Annotated in this window: 19 protein-coding genes and 1 tRNA gene; 4 read left to right on the forward strand and 16 right to left on the reverse strand. The window is 66.3% G+C overall.

Annotated features, from left to right (window positions below; genetic code table 11):
• The gene (locus tag AACH00_RS00875) at positions 1-969 is read left to right on the forward strand and encodes an ABC transporter substrate-binding protein (protein ID WP_341397051.1); all 969 of its coding nucleotides are present in this window, start codon (positions 1-3) and stop codon (positions 967-969) included.
• The gene (locus AACH00_RS00880; RefSeq protein WP_341397052.1) at positions 966-4157 is read left to right on the forward strand and encodes a hybrid sensor histidine kinase/response regulator; all 3192 of its coding nucleotides are present in this window, start codon (positions 966-968) and stop codon (positions 4155-4157) included. Before AACH00_RS00875 ends, AACH00_RS00880 begins: the two co-directional genes overlap by 4 nt.
• A gap of 19 nt (positions 4158-4176) precedes the next feature.
• On the opposite strand, the gene AACH00_RS00885 is transcribed toward AACH00_RS00880, so the two are convergent.
• The 6 genes from AACH00_RS00885 to AACH00_RS00910 form a co-directional block, all read right to left on the reverse strand.
• Positions 4177-4794, reverse strand: coding sequence for a protein-methionine-sulfoxide reductase heme-binding subunit MsrQ (locus AACH00_RS00885; protein ID WP_341397053.1), 618 nt, complete (start codon positions 4792-4794; stop codon positions 4177-4179).
• Position 4795: 1 nt separating this feature from the next.
• Positions 4796-5782, reverse strand: a complete 987-nt coding sequence (gene msrP, locus AACH00_RS00890; protein WP_341397054.1) for a protein-methionine-sulfoxide reductase catalytic subunit MsrP — start codon at positions 5780-5782, stop codon at positions 4796-4798.
• A gap of 154 nt (positions 5783-5936) precedes the next feature.
• Positions 5937-6308, reverse strand: a complete 372-nt coding sequence (locus tag AACH00_RS00895; RefSeq protein ID WP_341397055.1) for a hypothetical protein — start codon at positions 6306-6308, stop codon at positions 5937-5939.
• Between the two features lie 90 nt (positions 6309-6398).
• Positions 6399-7742, reverse strand: coding sequence for a c-type cytochrome biogenesis protein CcsB (gene ccsB / locus AACH00_RS00900; RefSeq protein ID WP_341397056.1), 1344 nt, complete (start codon positions 7740-7742; stop codon positions 6399-6401).
• Complete coding sequence (locus tag AACH00_RS00905; protein WP_341397057.1) at positions 7739-9865, reverse strand: cytochrome c biogenesis protein ResB; 2127 nt, start codon at positions 9863-9865, stop codon at positions 7739-7741. Before AACH00_RS00905 ends, ccsB begins: the two co-directional genes overlap by 4 nt.
• A 107-nt stretch (positions 9866-9972) precedes the next feature.
• A complete protein-coding gene (locus tag AACH00_RS00910; protein WP_341397058.1) occupies positions 9973-10605 on the reverse strand; it encodes a c-type cytochrome in 633 nt (210 codons plus the stop codon).
• 84 nt (positions 10606-10689) lie between these two features.
• Here AACH00_RS00910 and yihA point away from each other — a divergent pair, with 84 nt between their 5' ends.
• Positions 10690-11502, forward strand: coding sequence for a ribosome biogenesis GTP-binding protein YihA/YsxC (yihA, locus tag AACH00_RS00915; protein ID WP_341397059.1), 813 nt, complete (start codon positions 10690-10692; stop codon positions 11500-11502).
• 50 nt (positions 11503-11552) lie between these two features.
• Positions 11553-12467 carry an alpha/beta fold hydrolase gene (locus AACH00_RS00920; protein WP_341397060.1) on the forward strand — a complete coding sequence of 305 codons (915 nt, stop codon included), beginning with the start codon at positions 11553-11555 and terminating at the stop codon, positions 12465-12467.
• Here AACH00_RS00920 and AACH00_RS00925 read toward each other — a convergent pair.
• The 10 genes from AACH00_RS00925 to AACH00_RS00970 form a co-directional block, all read right to left on the reverse strand.
• The gene (locus tag AACH00_RS00925; protein WP_341397061.1) at positions 12451-14775 is read right to left on the reverse strand and encodes a patatin-like phospholipase family protein; all 2325 of its coding nucleotides are present in this window, start codon (positions 14773-14775) and stop codon (positions 12451-12453) included. The genes AACH00_RS00920 and AACH00_RS00925 overlap by 17 nt on opposite strands.
• A gap of 94 nt (positions 14776-14869) precedes the next feature.
• Positions 14870-16513, reverse strand: a complete 1644-nt coding sequence (gene groL, locus AACH00_RS00930; protein WP_341397062.1) for a chaperonin GroEL — start codon at positions 16511-16513, stop codon at positions 14870-14872.
• Positions 16514-16560: 47 nt separating this feature from the next.
• Entirely contained in the window at positions 16561-16851 is a 291-nt protein-coding gene (locus AACH00_RS00935; protein WP_341397063.1) for a co-chaperone GroES, read from the reverse strand.
• 229 nt (positions 16852-17080) lie between these two features.
• A complete protein-coding gene (locus AACH00_RS00940) occupies positions 17081-17281 on the reverse strand; it encodes a DNA gyrase inhibitor YacG (RefSeq protein ID WP_341397064.1) in 201 nt (66 codons plus the stop codon).
• A 52-nt stretch (positions 17282-17333) separates the two neighbouring features.
• A complete protein-coding gene (gene zapD / locus AACH00_RS00945) occupies positions 17334-18089 on the reverse strand; it encodes a cell division protein ZapD (RefSeq protein WP_341397065.1) in 756 nt (251 codons plus the stop codon).
• Positions 18090-18142: 53 nt separating this feature from the next.
• Positions 18143-18745, reverse strand: a complete 603-nt coding sequence (gene coaE / locus AACH00_RS00950; protein ID WP_341397066.1) for a dephospho-CoA kinase — start codon at positions 18743-18745, stop codon at positions 18143-18145.
• A complete protein-coding gene (locus tag AACH00_RS00955; protein ID WP_341397067.1) occupies positions 18742-19668 on the reverse strand; it encodes a prepilin peptidase in 927 nt (308 codons plus the stop codon). Before AACH00_RS00955 ends, coaE begins: the two co-directional genes overlap by 4 nt.
• 9 nt (positions 19669-19677) lie before the next feature.
• Positions 19678-20895 carry a type II secretion system F family protein gene (locus AACH00_RS00960; RefSeq protein WP_341397068.1) on the reverse strand — a complete coding sequence of 406 codons (1218 nt, stop codon included), beginning with the start codon at positions 20893-20895 and terminating at the stop codon, positions 19678-19680.
• A 58-nt stretch (positions 20896-20953) separates the two neighbouring features.
• Complete coding sequence (gene pilB, locus AACH00_RS00965) at positions 20954-22675, reverse strand: type IV-A pilus assembly ATPase PilB (protein WP_341397069.1); 1722 nt, start codon at positions 22673-22675, stop codon at positions 20954-20956.
• Positions 22676-22966: 291 nt separating this feature from the next.
• Positions 22967-23043: transfer RNA gene (locus AACH00_RS00970), tRNA-Pro, on the reverse strand.
• Positions 23044-23047: the final 4 nt, after the last annotated feature.

A 23047-nucleotide genomic window follows, 5' to 3' on the forward strand; every position in this document is an offset into this window, starting at 1 on the left:
ATGCCTCTCCATCTCCGCCGACGTTCTCTGTTTGCCTGCCTGGCGGCGCTGGGCCTGTCCGCCTGCGGGCGAGGCGGGGCCAAGCCGCTGCGCTTTGGCGCGCACCCGTGGCCGGGCTACCAGCTGCTTTATCTGGCGCGCGACCAGGGCTACTTGCCGGCGGCCGTGCAGCTGGTTGAAACGCCGTCGTCGTCCGCCAGCCTGCGTTCGCTGGCCAATGGCACGCTCGACGGCGCGGCGCTCACGCTCGACGAGGTCATCACCGCACGATCGCGCGGCCTGAACCTGAGGGTGGTGGCCGTGGTCGACGTGTCGCTCGGCGCCGACGTGGTGCTGGCCCGCGAGGGCATCACCCGGCCGCAGCAGCTGCGTGGCCGGCGCGTGGGCGTCGAGCCCAGCGCCACCGCCGCGGTGATGCTGGACGCCTTCCTGCGCGTCAACGGCATGGACCTCACCGAGCTGAAGCTGGTCGAGTTGACCGTTGATGAACACGTGGCCGCCTACCGGTCGCACCGTGTCGACGCGGTGGTGACGTACGCGCCAGCCAGCAACCTGCTTCGGCGCGACGGCGCGGTGCAGCTGTTCTCGAGTGCCCAGGTGCCCGGCCGCATCGTGGATGTGCTGGCCGTGCAGGCAGATCGCCTTGATGCCTGTGCCCAGGGCATTCGTGCGCTGGTCCACGGGCACTTCACGGCGCTGGCCGCCTGGCGCGCAGATCCGTCGCCGGCCCTGGCGGCCATGGCTCAGTCGCTGCACATCGAGCCGGCTGAGCTGGCCGCGGTGCTGAAAGAGCTGGAACTGCCCGACGCGGCGGCCAACCACAGCTGGCTGGCCACCGATGTTGGTCGTCTGAATGAAAGCGCGCGAATGCTGTCCAGGGTCATGCGTTCGGCCGGGCTGCTGCCCGAGCAGGTGGATGGACCTGACCTGAGCCTGTTGGTGGACGACCATTTCCTTCCAGCCACATGAACCTCTCCAACCTGCCCCCGCTGCCGCGCCCCCGCTTGTCGTTGAGGCTGGTGTTGCCTTTGCTGCTGGTGGTGGCCACCGGCCTGGAAATGACGGCCTCGCTGGCCCAGCGCCGGGCCGAGGAAGAGCAGCAACAGTGGGACAGCGCGCGCCTGCACGGCCAGCGCGAGCTGGCCTTGCTGACCGTGTCCGCCGAGCGCATCGGGCGGTCAGACCCGGCGCTGCTGGCCGAACTGGTGGTGCAGTCGATGGCCGATCCGCGCATCGGCTGGGCCGCGGTGATGGGGCCGGATCAGGAGGTCGTGGCCAGCACCGTGCAATCGCAACGGGGCCGCTCCGTGGTGGAGTTGCCGAACGTGCAGCCCGGCTGGCACAGCGACCTGACGGTTGGCGGTGCGGCGCAGCTCCATGAGGACCGCGAGCACCAGCGACTGGTGCTGACCCAGGCCTTTCCGTGGCCGGCCGCGGAAGGCCAGCTGCGGGGCACACGGCACGGCGTGGTGCTGCTGCGCTATGAGTTGGCGCCCGCCTTGAAGCAGATGCGTGAGGGCAGCCTGCAGTCGCACCTGCCGCAGATGGCCTTGCTGCTGCTGGCCGCGCTGGTGCTCTACCTGGTGCTCGACCGCCTGCTGGCCGCGCCGCTGCGCACCTTGGCTCGCGCGGCCGACAACCTGGGCCAGGGGCGTGCCGCCCAGCCGATGGCGCCGGTGCTGCTGTCCGAAATGGATCACCTGGTGCGGGCCTTCAACCAGATGGCGGATGAGCTGAACACCACGGTCAAGGCGCGGCTGGACAGCGAGCAGCGGCTGCGTGAGCTGGTGGCCAATGCCCCCGACGCCATCCTGACCCTCACCGCGGACAGCCGCATCGACAGCTTCAACCTCGCCGCCGAGCAATTGTTCGGCTACACCGAGGCGGAGATCATCGGGCAATCGTTGACGGTGCTCTTGCCGGAAGGCGTGGCCGATGATCACCAGCGCTGGCTGACGCGTTTTGCGCAGGGCGGCGACGTGCAGCTGGCGCGGCGTATGGCGGCCGGGCGGCATGTGAACGGCCGGCATCGGGACGGCCATGCGGTGGCCGTCGAAATCAGCATCTCGCGCAACAACACGAGCGAGCAGCCGCGGTTCACTGCGGTGGCGCGGGACGTGCGCGCGCGGCTGATGCTGGATGCGGAGCTGGCCCGTCACCGTGACCACCTGGAAGAGCTGGTGGCCGAGCGCACCGATGAGCTGGCCCGCGCCCGTGACCAGGCCGAGGCGGCCACCCGGTCGAAAAGCGAATTCCTGGCCAACATGAGCCACGAGATCCGCACGCCGATGAACGCCATCATCGGCCTGGCGCACCTGGCCCGTCGCGACGCCTCACCGCAGCAGCTCAGCCAGCTCGACAAGCTGGGCGGCGCGGCCCGCCACCTGCTCGCCATCCTGAACGACATCCTTGATTTTTCCAAGATCGAGGCGGGCAAGCTGACGCTCTCCAGTCGCGACTTTGATGTCGATGACCTCCTGGACCAGGCCTGCCAGATGGTGTGCGACCGGGCGTTGGCCAAGGACATCGAGGTGGTGCAGCGCATCGACCCGACATTGCCGGCCTTTCTGCGCGGTGATGACCTGCGCCTCGGCCAGGTGCTGGTGAACCTGATCGGCAATGCCGTGAAGTTCACGGACCAGGGCCATGTGCGCGTCAACCTCAGCCGCCTGAGCGGGCCGCAGGGCGAGCCGCTGGTGCGCTTCGAGGTTCGTGACACGGGCATCGGCATGGATGAAGCGCAGCAGCTGCGCATCTTCCAGGCCTTCGAGCAGGCGGACACCTCTACCACTCGGCGCTTCGGTGGCACCGGCCTCGGGCTCACGATCAGCCGCCGGCTGGTGGGCCTGATGGGGGGCACGCTGAGGGTGGATAGCCGGGTGGGCCAGGGCAGCCGCTTCTGGTTCGACTTGCCGCTGGTGTCGGCCCAGGTGGCAGTGGCTGGGCGCCGCGCGATGACCCGCTTCGAGGGCACCCGCGCGCTGGTGGTGGACGACCTGGCCGATGCCCGCGAGGCCTTCGGCGAAATGCTGGAAATGCTGGGCTTGCGGGTGACGGTGACCGACAGCGGCAGCCAGGCCCTGCAATTGCTGGCCCGTGCCGAGGCCGAGGGCGACGCGTTCGAGGTGTGCGTGCTGGACTGGCGCATGCCGGTGATGGACGGGCTGGCCACGGCTCGGCAGATCCGCCGCATGTCGCTGGCCGTGCAGCCGGCCTTCCTGATGATCTCGGCCATGGGCGGCCAGGTGCCGCCCGAGGAAGTGGGCGAGATAGGCTTTGCAGGCGTGCTGGCCAAGCCGGTGTCACCGTCCCAGCTCCACGACGCCCTCATGCGGGCTCTGCGGCGCAGCGTGGCTGACCAGCCGGTGGTGCTGCCGAGCTGGACGCCTGACCCGCGGGCCCGCGTGCTGCTGGTGGAAGACAACCCGCTGAACCGCGAGGTGAGCGCCGAATTGCTGGAGGCGCTGGGCCTGGTGCCAGACCTGGCCGGCGACGGTGTGGAAGCCGTGGAGCTGGCCCGCCACAGCCACTACGACCTGATCCTGATGGACGTGCAGATGCCGACCATGGACGGCCTGGAAGCGACGCGGCAGGTGCGCAAGCTGCCCGGCCATGCGCACACGCCGATCGTGGCGATGACGGCCAATGCCTTCCAGGACGACCGCGACCGCTGCCGCGAGGCCGGAATGGACGACTTCGTTGCCAAGCCGGTAGACCCGATGGACCTGGAGGCGGCGCTGCGTCGCTGGCTGGGCAGCGACGTGACGGTGTCAGCCGGCGGGCAGGGCCGCGAGGCCGAGCCAACGGCCCGGCTGAACTTCCGCATCCCGGGCCTGGACCTGACCCGTGCGCTGGCGGCGATGCGCGGCAACGAGGCCTTGCTCAAGCGCCTGCTGCAGGTGTTCGTGGATCACCATGCCAGCGATGATCAACACCTGCTGCAAGCCGCCGAAGCCGGTCGGCTCGACCAGGTGGGGCACCTGCTGCACGGGCTCAAGGGTGCGCTCTCGACGCTGGGTGCTCAAGACCTGGTGACGCAGATCCTGGCGCTGGAGGCGGAACTGGCGCGCGGCGTGCCGCCCTCCGCCCAAGACCTGCAACGTGTGGCGAGCGATCTGTCGCGTTTGGTCAGCGACATTCGCAGCGCACCGCGTTGAGCTGCAGACGTAGCAGCTTTCAGGCGCTGCCCGTCTGGCGGCGCCACCAGCGCCATCCCAGCAGCACGCCCACGATGAGGGCGTACACCGTGACTTCGGCGAAGTCCTGCTTGCCGGATTTCATCCAGAGGAAGTGCAGCAAGGCCACCGGCGCGATCACGTAGGTGACCTTGTGCAGATCTTTCCAGGCACGGCCGCCCATGGCCCGGATGGCGGCATTGAAGGAGGTGAGGGCCAGCGGCAACATCGCCAGCCACGCTGCGGTGCCCACCAGGATGAACGGGCGCTTGATGACGTCCTTCACCAGCGCATCGATGTCCAGCCCCTGATCGAGCCAGGCGTAGGCCAGCCAGTGCAGGCAGCCGTAGAGGAAGGTGGCCACGCCGATGTTGCGGCGCAGGCGGATCAGGCCATGCCAGCCCGTCCACTGGCGCAGCGGCGTGATGGCCAGCGTCAGGCACAGGCCGCGCAGTGTCCAGTCGCCCAGGCTGCGGATCAGCGCCTCAGCGGGGTTGGCGCCGAGCGTGTTCTGCACGGCGCCCCACAGCAGGCCCAGCGCCGGCAAGGCCAGCAGCAGCCACAGCACGGGCTTGACCGCCGGACGCGCCAGCAGCCGGTTCACCAGCACGGCCTGCATCTCAGTAGAACTTCTTCAGGTCCATGCCGGCGTAGAGCTGGCCCACCTGGGCTTCGTAGCCGTTGAACATCAGGGTCGGGCGCTTCTTGGCGAACAGGCCGTCTTCGCCGATGCGGCGCTCGCTGGCCTGGCTCCAGCGCGGGTGGTCGACCTGCGGATTGACGTTGGAATAGAAGCCGTATTCCTGCACGTTGGCGCGTTCCCAGCTGCTGACAGGCTGCTTGTCGACGAAGCGGATCTTGACGATCGACTTCGCGCTCTTGAAACCGTACTTCCAGGGCGTCACCAGGCGCACCGGCGCGCCGTTCTGGTTGGGCATCACTTCGCCGTACAGGCCGAAGGCCAGCAGCGTCAGCGGGTGCATGGCTTCGTCCATGCGCAGGCCTTCCACATACGGCCAGTCAAGCACGCCGGAGCGCACACCGGGCATCTGCGCCTTGTCGGCCAGGGTCACGAACTGTACGAACTTCGCATTGCCGGTGGGCTCGACGCGCTTGATCAGCTCGGCCAGCGAGTAGCCGATCCACGGAATCACCATCGACCAGCCTTCGACACAGCGCATGCGGTAGATGCGCTCTTCCATCGGGCTGAGCTTGAGCAGGTCTTCGATGCCGAAGACGCCGGGCTTGCGCACCTCGCCTTCGACGGTCACCGTCCATGGACGGGTCTTGAGTGAGCCGGCGGTGCGGGCCGGGTCGGCCTTGTCGGTGCCAAATTCGTAGAAGTTGTTGTAACCGGTGACGTCGGCATAAGCGGTGGCCTTGTCCATCACCATCGCGCCGGCCACACCGCTCTTGATGCCGGGCAGCTTGGCCAGGCGACCGGGCGGCGTGACTTGCGCCATGGCGTCGCGGCTGGCCATGGCGGCCAGGCCGCTGCCGGCCAGCGCGGTGCGCTGCAACCATTCGCGGCGCCCGAGCCACAGCCCCTGCGGGGTGATTTCGGAGGCGACAGGGTGCTGGAAACCGCGGTCTTTGAGCAGGTGCAAGGTTGGCTTTCGACAAACGTGAGGTCAGTGCACAGTGGTCGTGCGAACAGGCTCAGACCTTACGCGCGGCAGCCAGTTCCGTGTCTTCACCGCCACCAAGACCCCTGATGGGTGCAGGGCAAGGCGGGCGCGCGTGCCTGGCGCACCCAAGTCGTCAGCGGGCCGGGGGCACTTTGCCTTCGGTCGCGGGCAGCATCTGCTGCATGTCCGTCTCGCTGAACAGGCTGAGCGATTGCAGCGAGCGGCGCTCACGAAAGCCCTTGCGCGAGAACAGCTTGGCCTGCGCCTCGGCCGGCAGATCGGTGATGTTGATCAGGTGCTTGCCGATGAGCGTGTCGATGACGTCTTCCAGCACCCGCACGAAGTCGGCGTCGAGCCGCGCGAAATGGGCCTGGTCGGCATCGGGCTGGTTCAGGAAGGCCCGCACTTCCGGATGGTGGTCCGGCAGCAGTTCCTGGGCGCCGTCTTCAGCCTGGCGGTGCAGGCTCAGCACGGCGCCGGTGGCATCACGGCGTACGTAGGGCATGGCGCAATGTACGACGCCGGGGCGCATCCTGAAAAGCACAACAGGCCGTGAAACGGCCTGTTGATGGTGGATGGGGCACAAGCCCGCGGGTCAGAGCTCGCCGTAGGAGTGCAGGCCCGACAGGAACATGTTGACGCCCAGGAAGGCGAAGGTGGTGATCACCAGGCCACCCAGTGCCCACCAGGCCGATGCCGCGCCGCGCAGGCCCTTCATCAGGCGCATGTGCAGCCACGCCGCGTAGTTCAGCCAGACGATCAGCGCCCAGGTTTCCTTCGGGTCCCAGCTCCAGTAACCGCCCCAGGCCTCGGCGGCCCAGAAGGCGCCCAGCACTGTTGCGATCGTGAAGAAGGCAAAGCCCACCGCGATGGCCTTGTACATCACGTCATCGAGCACCTCGTAGCTGGGCAGGCGCTCGGCGATGCGCACGCGCGCGGCCAGGATGCCGCCCACGATCAGCGCGCTGACGCCGGCATACACCACCCAGTAGGCGACCGAATTGCTCGCCGACTGGCGAAACACCAGCGGCTCGAAGCACAGCACCATGCCCAGGCCGAACAGCGGCGCGAGCTTCCAGATGCTGCCGGCGCTGGCGTGCAGCTTCACGAGGTAGGCGAAGGCCACCATGGCCGCCAGCGCGAAGGTGCCGTAACCGATGAAGTTCGCCGGCACATGAAGCTTCATCCACCAGCTTTGCAGGGCTGGCACCAGCGGCTGGATCTCTTGCGCTTCACGCGCCACGGTGTACCAGAGCAGGAAGCCGACGGCAGCACTCACTACCAGCATCACGAAGGCGCCCAGCGAGCGGATCTTGTAGTGCTGCTCGTAGTACAGGTAGAAGGTGGTGGTCAGCCAGCAGAACAGCACGAAGACTTCGTAGAGGTTGCTGACCGGGATGTGGCCGATGTCGGCGCCGATCTGGTGGCTCTCGAACCAGCGCACCATGGTGCCCGTCAACGCCATGAACACGGCGACCCAGGCCAGGCGCGAGCCCAGCTTCAGTGCGGTGGCGTCTTCATTGCCGGCCTTGGCGAAGAAGCCGATCCAGTAGAAGACGGTGCTCATGAAGAACAGCACGCTCATCCACAGGATGGCACTCTGGCTGGAGAGGAAATACTTCAGCAGGAAGACCTTCTCGCCCGCGGCCAGGTCAGCGCCGAAATCGTCCGGGGTGCGCAGGTACAGGTTGATCGCCAGCAGCGTTGCCGCTCCTACGGCCAGCCCCAGCACCCGCAAGGCGCCCCAGAACCAGCCCATGGCGATCAGGCTCGGCACGGCACCGATCAGGATGCCTTTTTCATAGCCGTCCATGGCGCCGCCGTAGCGCGAGAAGACATAGCCGGCTCCGCCCAGGATCAGGGCCGCGAACAGCCAGTCGAATGGCGTGCGGCCTGACAACAGGCCCGGGCGGCCCAGGGTCAGCGTGGTGGTGCTCATGGGTTTTCTCCGGTCGGGGTGCTGCCCGCCAGCAGTTGCTGGCGCAGCGTCTCAAATTGGGCGTCGAGGTCCAGGGTGCGGCGCGGCAGCGACATCGCCACCAGGGCGCGCGTGTGGCCGGGCTGTGCCGGGTCGTCGCTCAGCCACACCCACAGGCGCCGCTCGCGCACATAGAGCATGGCGAACACGCCGATGATCAGCAGCACGGCACCCAGGTACACCAGCGTCTTGCCGGGCGCACGGGCCACCTGGAACACGCTGGCCTGCACCTGGTTGAATTCAGCCAGTTGCAGCATCACCGGGGCGGGGTAGAAGAAGCTGTCGGACAAGGACATCACGGCCTGGGTCATGAAGGTCTCGGTGGATGGACCCACTTCGAGCGCTTTCAGGCCGGCTTGTTCCCGCGCCAGTTGATTCAGTTCGAACAAACTGCCGTTGAGGATGCGCAGCAGCACTTCCGACACCCGGGCGCGCTCGGCCTGCGGCACGGTGCTTTCGATGAACTGGCTGAAAGCCACCAGGCCACCCGTCGGGCCGGTGGTGTTCGGCGGCACTTCGTCGCCGGCGAACAGGGCCAGGGCGCGCTGGCCCGTCACGCGCAGCTGCTCCAGCATTTCCGGCTTGTCGGCCGGTGCGGCCATTGCGGCGTATTGGCGGGCGGCCTTGTTGCGCAGCTCGGGGTCGAGCAGGGCCTGGCGCAGGCGTTGCCAGCCGTCCACGCTGCCGCGCTCATCGGCAGGAATGCGCAGGTAGCGGAAGGGGTCGGCCGGGCTGTCGCGCACGCCGGCGAGGAACACCAGCTGGCCGTCCAGCATCAGCGGCGACATGTAGTTGTGGAACTCGCGCGCCTGGCCGCTGGCATCACGCAGCTTGTAGTTGATGGCCGGGCCGACGTTGCGCAGGGTCTTGGCCTTGTCGCCGCGTGCGCCGCTGCCCAGGTGCTTGTTCAGGGTGCCGCCGAGGTCGACCTTGCGGACATCCACGGCGTCACTCACCTCGCCGCCCATGTTCTCGACGTTGATGACCTTCAAGCTGGTCACCTCCAGCGTGAGTTGCTCGTTGCCGTTGCTCAGGCGGGTGTTGTCGCCAACACGGCTGTCGATGTCGAAAGCCTTGCCGCCGGCACGCATCGGCAGCGCCTGCAGCTTCACCTTCGAGCCGCCGTCGTCGAAGCTGCTCTGGTAGATCGCCACGCCTCGGTGGAAGACCGGCTCGTTGACCTTGACCGTGGCGGTCTTCGATTCGCCGTAGTCGTGGTCGTGGATCACGATCTCGCTGGCGAACAGCTTGGGCATGCCGGTGTCGTAGTAGTCGACCACGAACTTCTTCAACTCGATGTCGAAGGGCAGGTCTTGCAGCACCACGCCGTCGGGCATGGTCAGCACGGCGGTGCCGGAGCGCGCACCTTCGGGCACCAGCAGGTTGCCGCGGAAGGTCGGGTTGTTCACCGACAGGCGGTGCTCGGGCGCCACGTCACGGATGAAGCCGCCGCCGTCGAAGCTGGTCTTGCCCGCAAACCACATCTGGGCCTTGACGATCAGGTCGCCGTCGAACAGCCCGCCCAGGCAGATCAGCACGATGGCCGAGTGCGCCGCGATGTAGCCGAGCTTGTTGATGCGGCCGGCGCGGGCCGCCACCATCGTGCCGTCCTCACGCACCTCGGCTTTGGCTTTCCAGCCATGCTGGCCCAGCACGGCCGCCACCTGCGCCAGGGCGCCAGCGCGGTCGAGCGGCAGCACGCCGTCGCCCTTGTGGTGGAAGGCCTTGAGCGACTGCACCCGCACGCTTTCCTTGAAGGTCTTCAGGTCAGCGAGGATCTTCGGCGTGTTGCGGGCGATGCACAGGCTGGTGGAGATCACCAGGAAGGCGAGGATCAGCAGGAACCAGCCCGCGCTGTAGACGTTGTAGAGCTGGAACTTGCCGAAGACTTCCGCCCAGAACGGCCCGAACTGGTTGATGTAGTTGTTGTAGGGCTCGTTCTGCTTGACCAGGGTGCCGATGACCGAGGCGATGCAGATGATGCTCAGCATCGAGATCGCGAAGCGCATCGATGCGAGCAGGTCCAGGACGAGGCGCCAGGGGCGCAGCGGGAGGACAGTGGCGGAGCCGTTCACAGCAGACATCAGGTGATTATCCGGGCGCGGGCGCGCCAATGAAGAAGGGCCGGTCAAAGACCGGCCCCGGGTGTGTGCTTAAGGCGGGCATCAGGTGCCCACCCGTGCTGAATGGTTCAGCGCAGGCCGGCTGCGTAGTCGGAGACGGCCTTGATTTCCTTGTCGCTCATCTTCGCGGAGATGGTCATCATCTGGGCGTTGTTGGCGCGGGCGCCGGAGCGGAAATTGTTCAGCTGCGTCTCGACGTATTCAGCGTGCTGGCCGCCGATGCGCGGGTACTGGGCGGGCATGCCAGCGCCGTTCGGGCTGTGGCAGCCAGCGCAGGCCGGCACGTTCTTCTCGGCGATGCCGCCGCGCCAGATCTTTTCGCCCAGCAGGACGGTGTCCTTGTTCTTGGCGGCGCCCGGCTTGGCTTGCTTGCTGGCGTAGAAGGCGGCGACGTTCTTCATGTCGGCTTCAGACAGCGGTGCGGCCATGCCGTTCATCACGGCGTTGACGCGCTTGCCGGCCTTGAACTCGGCCAGTTGCTTGGCCAGGTACTCAGGGTGCTGGCCCTGCAGGATCGGGTTGGCGGGCGAACCGCGCGAGCCGTCTGCCGTGTGGCAGGCTGCGCAGACGTTGGTCGCGATTTCCTGGCCCTTGGCCAGGTCTGCCTTGGCCGGGGCCGCAGCGCCCTCATTGGCGAAGACGGGAGCCGCGATCAGGGCGGCGAGCACGAAAGACAGCGCGTTGGCAGCAGGGAACTTCATCTCGAAGGGCCTCGGGGTGTAATGTTCTTGTGGGTGATCCGGGAGATTCCCGGGCGACCTAACTCAAGGATTTTACAATGCTCCATGACCGAATCATCCAGACCCGGCGCTAACGCGCTGTCAGACAGTGCGAAAACTGCCCTTGGCTGGGCACATACCGCCCGTTTTCTGACCACCGCCAGCCAGTTGGTGCACCTGCCAGAGGGCGACCTCGGCGAGATCGCCTTCGTCGGCCGAAGCAACGCCGGCAAGTCCACCGCGATCAATACCCTGGCGCAGCGTAGGCAATTGGCATTCGCTTCCAAGACACCCGGCCGCACGCAGCACATCAACCTGTTCGCGATGGGTCCGAAGGACGCGCCCGACACCTACCTGGCCGACTTGCCCGGCTACGGTTTCGCCTCTGTGGAGCGCAGTGCGAAGCTGCGCTGGCAGAAGGTGATGGCCGACTATCTGGAGGTGCGTCGCAACCTGCACGGCGTGGTGCTGATGGTGGACAGCCGCCTGGGCTTCACCCCGCTCGACAAGCAGTTGCTGGAGTTCATCGCGCCCCGCGTGGGCACGGGTGAAGTCAAGCTGCTGGTGCTGCTGACCAAGGCCGACAAGCTCAACAAGCGCGAGCAGGCCGCGTCGCTGGCCAGCGCGCAGGAAGTGCTGGCTGACTTGGCAACGGACGCCTCGGACCTCGGCATGCTGTTGTTTTCCGGCCCCAAACAGGTGGGCGTGGCCGACCTGGCTGAAACGCTGTACGGCTGGACCCATGCGCACAACGCCGCGGCAGCGGCTGCCGTGGCCGCCGTGACAACGGGTGACGTTGCCGGTGATACAACGGCATCGCCTGCCGCAGCAGCGACCGACCTGCCGGCCGACCCCGCCGAGCCCCTGTCGCCAGTTTGACGGCCAGCATGGCGGCGCCACCGCATACTGCGGTGAGCCAAGGAGCCGCCATGCCACTGTCTTCCAGCCGCCATCTGCTGCCCTCGCAAGGGGTGCAGCTGCAATTGCACCAGTCGGGCGCGCCGGGTTCTCCGCGCGTCCTGCTGCTGCACGGATTCCCCGAGGCCGCGTTCATCTGGCAGCCGCTGATGACGGCGCTGGCCGATGAGGCCCATGTGCTGGCGCCCGACCAGCGCGGCTACGGCGCGTCCGATGCGCCAGACGGTGCGGCGGCCTACCGGGCCCGCACCCTGGTGGCGGACATCGCCGAGCTGATTGAAACAACGGGCGGCCCCGTCGACTTGCTGGTGGCCCACGACTGGGGTGGTGCGGTGGCCTGGAACCTGGCCGCGGCTTGCCCGCAGTTGCTGCGGCGCCTGCTCATCATCAATTCGCCGCACCCCGCGCTGTTCCTTCAGGCCCTGCGGGACGACCCGGCGCAGCAGGCCGCCAGCGCCTACATGAACATGCTGTGCGAGGCCGATGCCGCCACGCGTTTGTCAGCCGATGATTTCGCACCGATGTGGCAGTTCTTCGAGGCCATGAGCCCGGCTGCTTCAGGCGACGACGGCTGGCTGACGCCGGCGATGCGCGCGCAGTACCGGGCGGTATGGGCGCGCGGTCTCGATCCGCAGCTCAACTGGTACCGGGCATCGCCTTTGCGACCGCCCCTGGGTGTGACGGATGCGATCCATCAACTGAGCCTGCCCGCCAGCATGACGCATGTGCCCGTGCCTGTGCGGGTGCTGTGGGGCGAGGCCGATCGTGCACTGCCACCCAGCTTGCTGGACGGCCTGGCCGAGCATGTGCCCGACCTGCGCGTGACCCGTGTGCCCGACGCCAGCCACTGGCTGATCCACGAGCAGCCCGCGCTGGTGCTGGCTGCCGTGCGCGAGGAGCTCGCCGCGCTCAAGGCCGGCCGATGAACAGCGCGAGGCCGGTTTCGCCGCGAGGCGCCCAGGTCACGCCCAGGTACATCGGGCCGATGCCGGTATCTGCGCCCATGTAGAGGCTGCCGCCGGCGCGCAGGCCGTTCAGGGTGATGGCGCGGCGGTCAGCCCAGGCGTTGCCGGCCTCCAGCGTGGCGCCCACGAAGAAGCCGCGCGCAAAGACCGGTGGATCGGCCAGGCGGCGGTACCAGCCCACCCGGCCCAGCAGCACGGCGTTGCCGGTCAACTGGCCGCTTTGGTACCCCGACAGCTGCTGGAAGCCACCGAGCTGGTACTGGCCCCCCAAGGTGTCCTGGCTGGCGTCGGCGGCCTTGACCTGGCCATAGACGCTGAAGGTGTGGCGACCGACGCTGGTGACGGCCTGGCCCTCGAACTCCACCCGTGTCAGGTTCTCGGACACCACCTGGTGGCGGCGGCCGTATTGCAGTTCGCTGGTCACGCGGTAGCCCCGCTGCGGGAAGTTGGCGAAGTCGAGCTGGTCTACCACCATGCGGGCGCGCACGGCGGTTTCGCGCCACACGGCGGCACTTTGCGGGCCGGCGTAGTCGGCTGACAGGATCAGCGGGCTGGTGCGGCCGATGGCTTGCACCAGGCCCATGCGCAGCTCACCCAGGTTGCCCCAGGGCTGGCCGAGGTCAATGCCGACGCGGCTTTCGGTGCGGCGCACCTGGCCCAGCTCGGTGTCCGTCTCGTTGAGGAACAAGGTCTGGCGACGCCGCTGCGCCTGGGCATAGGTCGAGATGAACCAGTCGTCCGAGATGCCGAGCTTCCAGTTCAGCGGGTGATACAGCTCGGTGAAGATGGTCGGTACCTCGCCGATCTGGATGCGGTTGCGCCATTCGGTGCCAGCTGGCGTGAGCCAATGTCGGTTGTGGCTGATCTTCACGTTGAAGGCGCTGCGGGCGGAGAAGTCGGTGGACAGATCCAGCCCCACGCGCAGGTAATTCGGCCCCCAGGGCTTGTCCTCCAGCTCGAACTGCAGCGTCTCGCCTTCCGGCGCGCTGTAGAGGTGGTAATCGACCCGCAGGTAGTCGTTGCTCGCGGCCAGGTTGTAGGCGTCGCGTGCGGCCTTCTGTGAGTCAAAAGGCTGGCCGGGTTTGCTCAGCAACTGGACTTCGAAACGCGCCGGGTTGGTCAGCTCGGAGCCTTCAAACACCACCCGCTGGATGACAGGCGCAGCCGGCTCGTTCGGGCGGCGTGCCAGGCGCCAGCCGGCGTAGTCTTCCGGCGGCAGGGCCAACTCTGCAAGGCGGGAGATTTGCTGCAGGGCGTGGGCTTCGCCCAGGCTGATCAGATCACGGGTGCGTTCGAAATCGCCCGAGGTGAGCGTGCCGAGATCGGGCGCAATCAGGATGTCGGTCGGCAGCAGCGTCGCGAGGCTGCGCCGCACGTTCTGCTCCGTCAGGATGTTGATCATCTGGGCCGTCAGGCCGATCGCCGAATTCAGCGTGTCGCGACCCGCCAGCGGCGTGCCGATGTTGACCACGATCACGATGTGCGCGCCCATGGCCCGGGCCACGTCAATCGGCACGTTGTTCACCAGGCCGCCGTCACCCAGCACCCGGCCTTCGATTTCGGTGGACGGGAACACGCCCGGCACGCTCATGCTGGAGCGCAGCGACATGGCCAGATCACCATGGTCCATCACCACCGCCTCACCGCTTTCCATGTCGGTGGCCACGGCGCGGAAGGGAATGGGCAGGCGGTCGAACTGCTCGGTGGTGCGCACCGGCAGGGTGTAGCGGCGCAGCAGGGTTTCGAGACCCCGGCTGGAGACGGCGGCCTGCGGCGCACGGAACTCGCCGTCGCGGTAACCCATCTCGATCGCGCTGGCGATCTCGAAGTCTTCTTCCTTGCGGCGCTGCGACATCTGCTGGCGGTTCACCCGGGTGGCGAACAGCCGGTTCCAGTCGACCTTCAGCAGCTCACGCTCGATCTCGTCGGCGGGCATGCCGCTGGCGTACAGCCCGCCAATGATGGCGCCCATCGACGTGCCCGCGATCACGTCGATCGGCACATGCGCCGCCTCCAGCACCTTCAGCACGCCCACATGGGCCAGGCCGCGTGCACCACCGCCAGACAGCACCAGGCCGACCCGCGGGCGGGGCAGCGCCATGGGGACAGGGGTGCCGGTGGGTGGGGTGACCGACTGCGGCGTCGGCTTCGGCTCAGGGGTGTCGGGCGCGGTGGCTGCGCTTGCGCTGGGCAAGCTTGCGGCCAGGGCGCTGGCATCGGTGAGCAGGAGAGCCAGAGCGGCGAGCAGGCTGGAGAGGGCAAATCGCATGTGCGGATTGTGACGGCGGGCCATGACAAACGAAAAAAAAGGGAGCCCTTGCGGGCCCCCTTCGTGCTCAGTCGCAAAAAGCGCTGTGCAGGACTTACATGTCCATGCCCATGCCGCCCATGCCACCCATGCCGCCACCCGGCATGGCCGGAGCGTCATCCTTGGGGGACTCGGACACCATGCACTCGGTCGTCAGCATCAGCGACGACACCGAAGCGGCGTTCTGCAGGGCGGTGCGGGTGACCTTCGTCGGGTCCAGGATGCCCATGTCGATCATGTCGCCATAGGTGTCGTTGGCGGCGTTGAAGCCGTAGTTGCCCGAACCAGCCAGCACGGCATTGACCACCACGCTCGGCTCACCACCGGCGTTGTAGACGATTTCGCGCAGCGGAGCTTCGATGGCCTTCAGGACCAGCTTGATGCCGGCGTCCTGGTCGGCGTTGTCGCCCTTGATGGTGCCGGCAGCCTGGCGTGCACGCAGCAGAGCCACGCCACCACCAGCCACGATGCCTTCTTCAACGGCAGCACGGGTAGCGTGCAGCGCGTCTTCGACACGGGCCTTCTTTTCCTTCATTTCGACTTCGGTGGCAGCGCCGACCTTGATCACGGCCACGCCGCCAGCCAGCTTGGCCACGCGCTCTTGCAGCTTTTCGCGGTCGTAGTCGGAGGTGGCTTCCTCGATCTGGATGCGGATCTGCTTCACGCGGGCTTCGATGTCGGCAGCTTCACCAGCGCCATCGATGATGGTGGTGTTTTCCTTGCCCACTTCGACGCGCTTGGCCTGGCCCAGGTCAGCCAGCGTCACCTTCTCGAGGGACAGGCCGACTTCTTCAGCGATGACCTTGCCGCCCGTCAGGATGGCGATGTCTTCCAGCATGGCCTTGCGGCGATCGCCGAAGCCAGGGGCCTTCACGGCGACAACCTTCAGGATGCCGCGGATCGTGTTGACCACCAGGGTGGCCAGCGCTTCGCCGTCAACTTCTTCAGCGATGATCAGCAGCGGACGGCCAGCCTTGGCGACGGCTTCCAGCACCGGCAGCAGGTCACGGATGTTGCTGATCTTCTTGTCGAACAGCAGGACAAACGGGTTGTCCAGCAGGGCGACTTGCTTTTCAGGGTTGTTGATGAAGTACGGCGACAGGTAGCCGCGGTCGAACTGCATGCCTTCGACGACGTCGAGTTCGTTGTTCAGGCTCTTGCCGTCTTCAACGGTGATGACGCCTTCCTTGCCCACCTTGTCCATCGCGGATGCGATGATTTCGCCGATGGATTCGTCAGAGTTGGCCGAGATGGTGCCGACTTGAGCGATTTCCTTGGAGGTGGTGGTGGCCTTCGAAGCCTTCTTCAGCTCGACGATCAGGGCTTGCACAGCCTTGTCGATGCCGCGCTTCAGGTCCATCGGGTTCATGCCGGCGGCCACGTACTTCATGCCTTCGCGCACGATGGACTGAGCCAGCACGGTGGCGGTGGTGGTGCCGTCACCGGCGTTGTCGCTGGTCTTGGAAGCAACTTCCTTGACCATCTGCGCGCCCATGTTCTGGAGCTTGTCCTTCAGCTCGATTTCCTTGGCCACGGACACACCGTCCTTGGTCACGGTGGGGGCGCCGAACGAGCGCTCGAGCACCACGTTGCGACCCTTGGGGCCCAGGGTGACCTTGACCGCGTTGGCCAGGATGTTCACGCCTTCAACCATGCGAGCACGTGCTTCGCCGCCGAAGATGACGTCTTTTGCTGCCATGTTCAATTCTCCGAATTCAGTTCAATGAGGTGGGTGATGGGGGCAGATTACTTCTGCACCACGGCGAAGAGGTCTTCCTCGCGCATCACCAGCAGTTCTTCGCCGTCAACCTTGACGGATTGGCCGCTGTACTTGCCAAACAGCACGCGGTCGCCGACGGCCACGTTCAGGGCAACGAAGTCGCCCTTGTCGTTGCGCTTGCCCGGGCCGACGGCCAGGACTTCGCCCTGGTCCGGCTTCTCAGCGGCGTTGTCCGGGATGATGATGCCCAGGGCGGTCTTGGTTTCTTGTTCCAGGCGCTTGACGATCACGCGGTCGTGCAGAGGACGAAGTTTCATGGCATCTCCAGAAAATGTTGCGATGGGACTCAAGGTGGGCACCTGCACCGGAGTGCGGATGCCAGTTCACAACCGGCGGCTCGGAAAATCGGCTGAGGCCGGGCCCGAACGGTCGACAAGCTGCCGAACCGGTTGTTAGCACTCGGCTAACTTGAGTGCTAACAAGGATTATAGGGACGGTCGGCTGGCTTTCAAGGGGTCCACGGAGCGCGTCCGTGAAATGCCCCGCTCAGTCGTCGATGTCTTCGACGCTGGGCTTGGCTTCAACGCGGTAGGCCTCGCTGGCCCATGCGCCAAAGTCATGGCCCTGGCAGCGGGCGCTGCAAAAGGGCCGGTACTGGTTGCTGGCGCTGTAGAGCGTCATGGCGCCGCAACCTGGGCAGCGCACTTCGATCGCACGGCCTTCGGCCGGTTGTGACGGGGTGGTCATGGGACAGGGAAGGCGGAAAGGCGGGTGTTCAGATGGCCGCTGGCGCGATCGCTCAGGAGCACAGCGCCAGATCGAACGGGGTGTCGGAGCCGCAGGGGCGCAGGCGGCCTTCGGCATCAGCCTTCATCAGCCGCACGGTCACCATCAAGCGGTGGCCGGTGATTTCAGGCACCAGTTCCAGGGTTTCATCGATGCGCAGACGCAGCAGCTGGTAGGTGCGGCCCTGGGGCAGACTTTGCTGGTAATTGCCACCGGCGGCCAGCACCTTGTGCGGCACGCCGCTGTCACGCAGCAGGTTGAGCAGCACGCGCAGGGCTTCGGCCAACGGCCACAGCGTGGCGATCCAGCGGCCGAGGTCGTCCTGGCGGCGCCCTGCGGGCAGTTGTTGCCACGCGAAATACGCCGGCAGGTCGAACTCGCAGGTGCCGCCCGGGATGCTGATGCGGCTGCGTATGCTCATCAGCCAGTCGTTCGTGGTCAGCGTGTGGCCGGCCTTGCCGGAGAGCTGGTTCAGGCCGCTGAAGGCGTGGTCGATGCGCCCGATGACTTCATCGAGGGCCGCTTCGGAGATGTTCGGATTGCCGCGGTAACTCAGCAGCTGGGCCTTGTGGCGTTCCAGCTCCTTCAGCAGATCAGACTTCAGGTCAGCACGCGACGCCACGTCCATGATCTCGAAGATCGTGGCCAGCGCGAAGTGATGGTCTACCGCGTCTTCCCGGGGCGTCAGGGTCTGCAGGCGCTCGAACAGGTGCTCGAGGCGCAGCATCGTGCGGATGCCTTCGTTGAACGGGTATTCGTAGAGGACCAAGGTGGGCTTTCCTGGCAGGTGCAGCAACGATTGTTTCACACCCTTGCCGTGATTCAGTCAAATCGCGGCCAATTGGCCCAGACTTCGGCAACGGCACGCTTCAAATCCGGCAGCGACAGTTCCTCATTGCGGATCACGTCGTCGGCGATGGCCAGCCGCTGTGCCCGGGTGGCTTGTTGCGCCATCACCCGCTGCACTGCGTCTGCGGGCCAGCCGCTCCGGCTTTGAACCCGCTCGATCTGCCGCTCTTCGCTGCAATCCACCACGAGGATGCGATCAACGCGCTCGCGCCAGCCTTTGGACTCGGCCAGCAGCGGCACATCAAACACCACCACCTGACCGTGCCCGGCCAATGCGGCCCGGGCTTCGGTCTGTTCGCGGATCATCGGGTGCAAGATCGCTTCCAGGCGCTGCTTGGCAGCGGGGTCGTGGAAGACGATCTCTCGCATCCGGGGGCGGTCCAGCGCGCCGTCGGGTGTTTGCACCTCTGGTCCGAAGGCGGCCACGATGGCGGGCATCGCGGCTCCGCCCGGCAGGGTCAGTTCACGCGCGATGGCGTCCGTATCGACCAGGTGGGCGCCGAGCTCGACGAGCATGGCGGCGACGGTGGATTTGCCACTGCCGATGCCGCCGGTCAGCCCGATGCGCAGGTTCACTGCCCGATCCAGCCCAGCACCCGGGCGGTGCCCGCCAGCATCACCACCACCCCGCCACCGGCCAGGAACGGGCCGAAGGGCACATACCGGCCCTGGCGCAGACCGCCCGTGAGCTTGAGCCCGATGCCGACGATGGCACCCAGCACGGACGACATCAGCACGATTGGCAGGATGGCCTGCCAGCCCAGCCAGGCGCCGAGCGCGGCCAGCAACTTGAAGTCGCCGTACCCCATGCCTTCCTTGCCCGTGGCCAGCTTGAAGAACCAGTACACCGACCACAGCGACAGGTAGCCCACGACCGCGCCCCACAAGGCCGTGGACAGCGGCAGCGTCCAGCCCAGGCAGGCGGCCACGAGACCGGCCCACAGCAGCGGCAGCGTCAGGGAGTCGGGCAGCAGGGTGGTGTCCCAGTCGATGGCGGTGAGCGCCACCAGCACCGCCAGCACGCCGCACCAGGCCAGCGTGACAGGCTCGGGGCCGAACCGCCAGGCGGCGGCGGCGAACAGACCGGACGTCAGCAATTCGATGAAGGGGTAGCGCGCCGAAATGCGCGTCTTGCAGGCCGAGCAGCGCCCGCGCAGCCAGAGCCAGCTCAGCACCGGCACGTTTTCATACCAGCGGATGCGGTGGCCGCAGGACGGGCAGGTGGATGCCGGCTTGGACAGCGTCATCGGCCCCAGCGCCTCCAGTTCGGCCTGGACCTGGGTGGCCGTGGCCGCCAGCGGCTTGGGTGCGGCCTTGCCGAAGGTGCGTTGCCAGGAGTCGGCGTCGCCGATCTGCAGGCCGGCATCAGCCCACCACTGCCGCTCCATCATGCGCGGCAGGCGGTGGATCACCACATTCAGAAAGCTGCCGACACACAGGCCGAACAACGCCATCACGACGGGGGACAACCACACCGCCAACATCTCGGGAGCAAACATCAGCTGAACTCAGACCACAGCGCCGAGCTTGAAGATAGGCAGGTACATCGCGACAACGATGCCGCCGATCAAGGTGCCCAGGAAGACGATGATGACCGGCTCCAGCAGGCTGGACAGGCCCTTCACGGCCTCATCCACTTCTTCCTCGAAGAACTCGGCCGCGCGGGCCAGCATGTCGTCAAGCGCACCCGATTCTTCACCGATGGCGGCCATCTGCAACACCATGTTCGGGAACACGCCGGTGGTGCTCATGGCGGCAGTCAGCGCCGTGCCCGACGCCACGTCGCGCTGGATCTGCTCGGTGGCTGCGGCATACACCGCATTGCCGGCGGTGCCGCCGACCGAATCAAGCGCCTCCACCAGCGGCACACCGGCCGCGAACATGGTGGACAGCGTGCGCGTCCAGCGGGCGATGACGGCCTTGCGGATCAGGTCGCCGAAGATCGGCATGCGCAGGAACAACCGGTCCATCGCGACCTGCATCTTTTCGGAGCGCTTCCAGGTCTGCAGGAACATGTAGCCGCCGCCGAAGATGGCGCCGAAGATGGCCCACCAGTAGGCGACGAAGACCTTGCTCATCGCGATCACGAACAGCGTGGGGGCCGGCAGTTCGGCGCCGAAGCCCTTGAACACCGACTCGAACGACGGGATCACGAAGATCATGATGATCGTCACGACGATGAAGGCCACCACCAGCACCGAGATCGGGTAGATCAAGGCCGACTTGACCTTCTGCTTGATGGCAAGCGTCTTCTCCTGGTAGAGCGCCAGGCGGGCCAGCAGCTCTTCCAGAATACCCCCGGCCTCACCGGCTTCCACCAGATTGCAATACAGCGAATCGAAGTACAGCGGGTGACGGCGGAACGCCGAGGACAAGTTCGTGCCGGTCTCCACGTCGCCGCGAATTTCGAGCAGCAGGCGTGTCAGGCGCGGGTTCGTGCTGCCGCGGGCCACGATGTCAAAGGCCTGCAGCAGGGGCACGCCAGCCTTCATCATCGTCGACAGCTGACGCGTGAAGATGGCGATGTCCTTGGCGCCGATCGAGCGGCCGCCACTGACGCGGCGCTTCTTGATCTTGTTGACCAGGATGCCCTGGCGACGCAGGCTGGCGCTGACAGCGGCCTCACCACCAGCACGCAGCTCACCGCGAACGATCTTGCCGTTGCGGTCTTTGCCTTCCCATTCGAAGGTTGCTTCCTTGATGTTCTTCGCCGCTGCTGTTGCCATTGCGTCTCCGGTCGGTACCGGGGGTGAGGTTCAATTGAGGTGCGCTGGTGGGCGCGCTTTATTCGTTCGTCGCCGCGATCACTTCTTCAAGTGTCGTCGAGCCCTGCTTGACCTTGACGAGCCCGGACTGGCGCAAGTCACGCACGCCCTCCACGTGGGCTTGTCGGGCGATGTCGGACACCGTGCCGTTGTTCAGGATCAGGCGCTGCATGGCTTCGGTGATCGGCATGGCCTGGTAGATGCCCACGCGACCGCGGTAGCCGTTGTTGCACGCGGTGCAGCCGACCGGCTTGTAGGGCTGCCAGTTGCCGTCAAGGTCTTCTTCCGTGAAGCCAGCCTTGCGCAAGGCCTCCAGCGGGTATTCGGTCGGTTGCTTGCAGCTCTCGCACAGGCGCCGAACCAGACGCTGCGCCGTGATCAGCAGCACGCTGGCCGCGATGTTGAACGGCGCCACGCCCATGTTCAGCAGGCGGTTCAGGGTGGACGGTGCGTCGTTCGTGTGCAGGGTCGAGAGCACCAGGTGGCCCGTCTGGGCGGCCTTGATGGCGATGTCGGCGGTTTCCAGGTCGCGGATTTCGCCGACCATGATGATGTCCGGATCCTGACGCAGGAACGACTTCAGGGCTGCCGAGAAATTCAGGCCCGCCTTGTCATTCACGTTGACCTGGTTGATGCCCGGCAAGTTGATTTCCGCCGGGTCTTCCACGGTGGAAATGTTGACGCCAGGCTGGTTCAGGATGTTCAGGCAGGTGTAAAGCGACACCGTCTTGCCGCTACCCGTGGGGCCGGTGACCAGCACCATGCCGTAGGGGCGGTTCACCGCATGCAGCAGGCGTGCCTTCTCCTCGGGCTCGTAGCCCAGCGCCTCGATGCCCAGCTTGGCGCTGGACGAGTCGAGGATACGGATCACGATCTTCTCGCCGAACAGCGTGGGCAGCGTGCTGACCCGGAAGTCGATCGACTTGGTGCCGAAGCGCAGCTTCATTCGGCCGTCTTGCGGCACCCGTTTTTCAGCGATGTCGAGGCGCGAGATGACCTTGATGCGCGAGGCCAGCTTGTCCTTGATGGCGATGGGCGGCTGCGTGATCTCGCGCAGTTCGCCGTCGACCCGGAAGCGCACGCGGTAGTTGAATTCGTAGGGCTCGAAGTGCAAGTCAGACGCGCGCATGTTGATCGCGTCCACCAGCATCTTCTGGAGGAAGCGCACCACGGGCGCGTCTTCCACGTCGCTGGTCACTTCCTGGGTAGGCGCGGCCGCGGCGGGGTCGTCTTCAGAGACGTCAAAGTCGAAATCGGTGGTGGCCAGCGCGTCGAGTGCCTGCGTCGTCGTCGTCGTCTGCTCATCGATCAGGCGCTTGAGCTTGTCGAACTCCACCACCACCCACTCGGGCGCCAGCTGGGTGGCGAACTTGATGCGCTCGCCGGCTTCCTGGTCGGTGGGGTCAGCGCAAGCCAGGAACAGCCGGCTGCCGCGACGGCCCAGGGGCATGACCTGGTATTGCGCAATGAGCTTGTTGTCGATGGCCGACTTGGGCAGGCGTGTGGCATCAACGGCGTCCAGGTCCAGCAGCGGCACGGAGAGTGCCTGGGACAAGGTGTGCGCCAACGCATTGGGCGTCATGCTGCCCGAGGCCATCAATTCGGAGACGAAGCTGACCTTCTTGTCCCGAGCGCTGTTCGCCAGTGTCTCGGCCAGTTTGGCGTTCAGTTTTCCGCCATGCACCAAGACCCGGGCCACGCCGGACAAGGCAGCAGAAGAAGCATCAATGATGGTGTCCACGGAGAAACGCTTGAAAAAGACGCAATCAGCCCACGATCATTCATCATCGCTGAAGCGGGGAAGGCTGTAAACCGACGGGCGCCGCGGGATCGTTTCACTGCAACACCGCTGTGACAACATGTTCGCGCAGCCTGGGGGGCGCGTTGTCCAGCTGGGGCCGTGCAGGTGCGGCAGCACCGGTGGCAAGTGGTTGCGCAGAGCGGGGCGATGTTGCCGAAGACGCAAGTTGCGCCGCACAAATGAAAAATCCGGAACACCGTTGCGCGAAGCAGATGTTCCGGATCTCATGTCTGGTCGGGGTGAGAGGATTCGAACCTCCGGCCTCTACGTCCCGAACGTAGCGCTCTACCAGGCTAAGCTACACCCCGTGGT

Origin of the sequence: Ideonella margarita, from assembly GCF_038066635.1 — a bacterium.
Taxonomy (GTDB): domain Bacteria; phylum Pseudomonadota; class Gammaproteobacteria; order Burkholderiales; family Burkholderiaceae_C; genus Ideonella; species Ideonella margarita.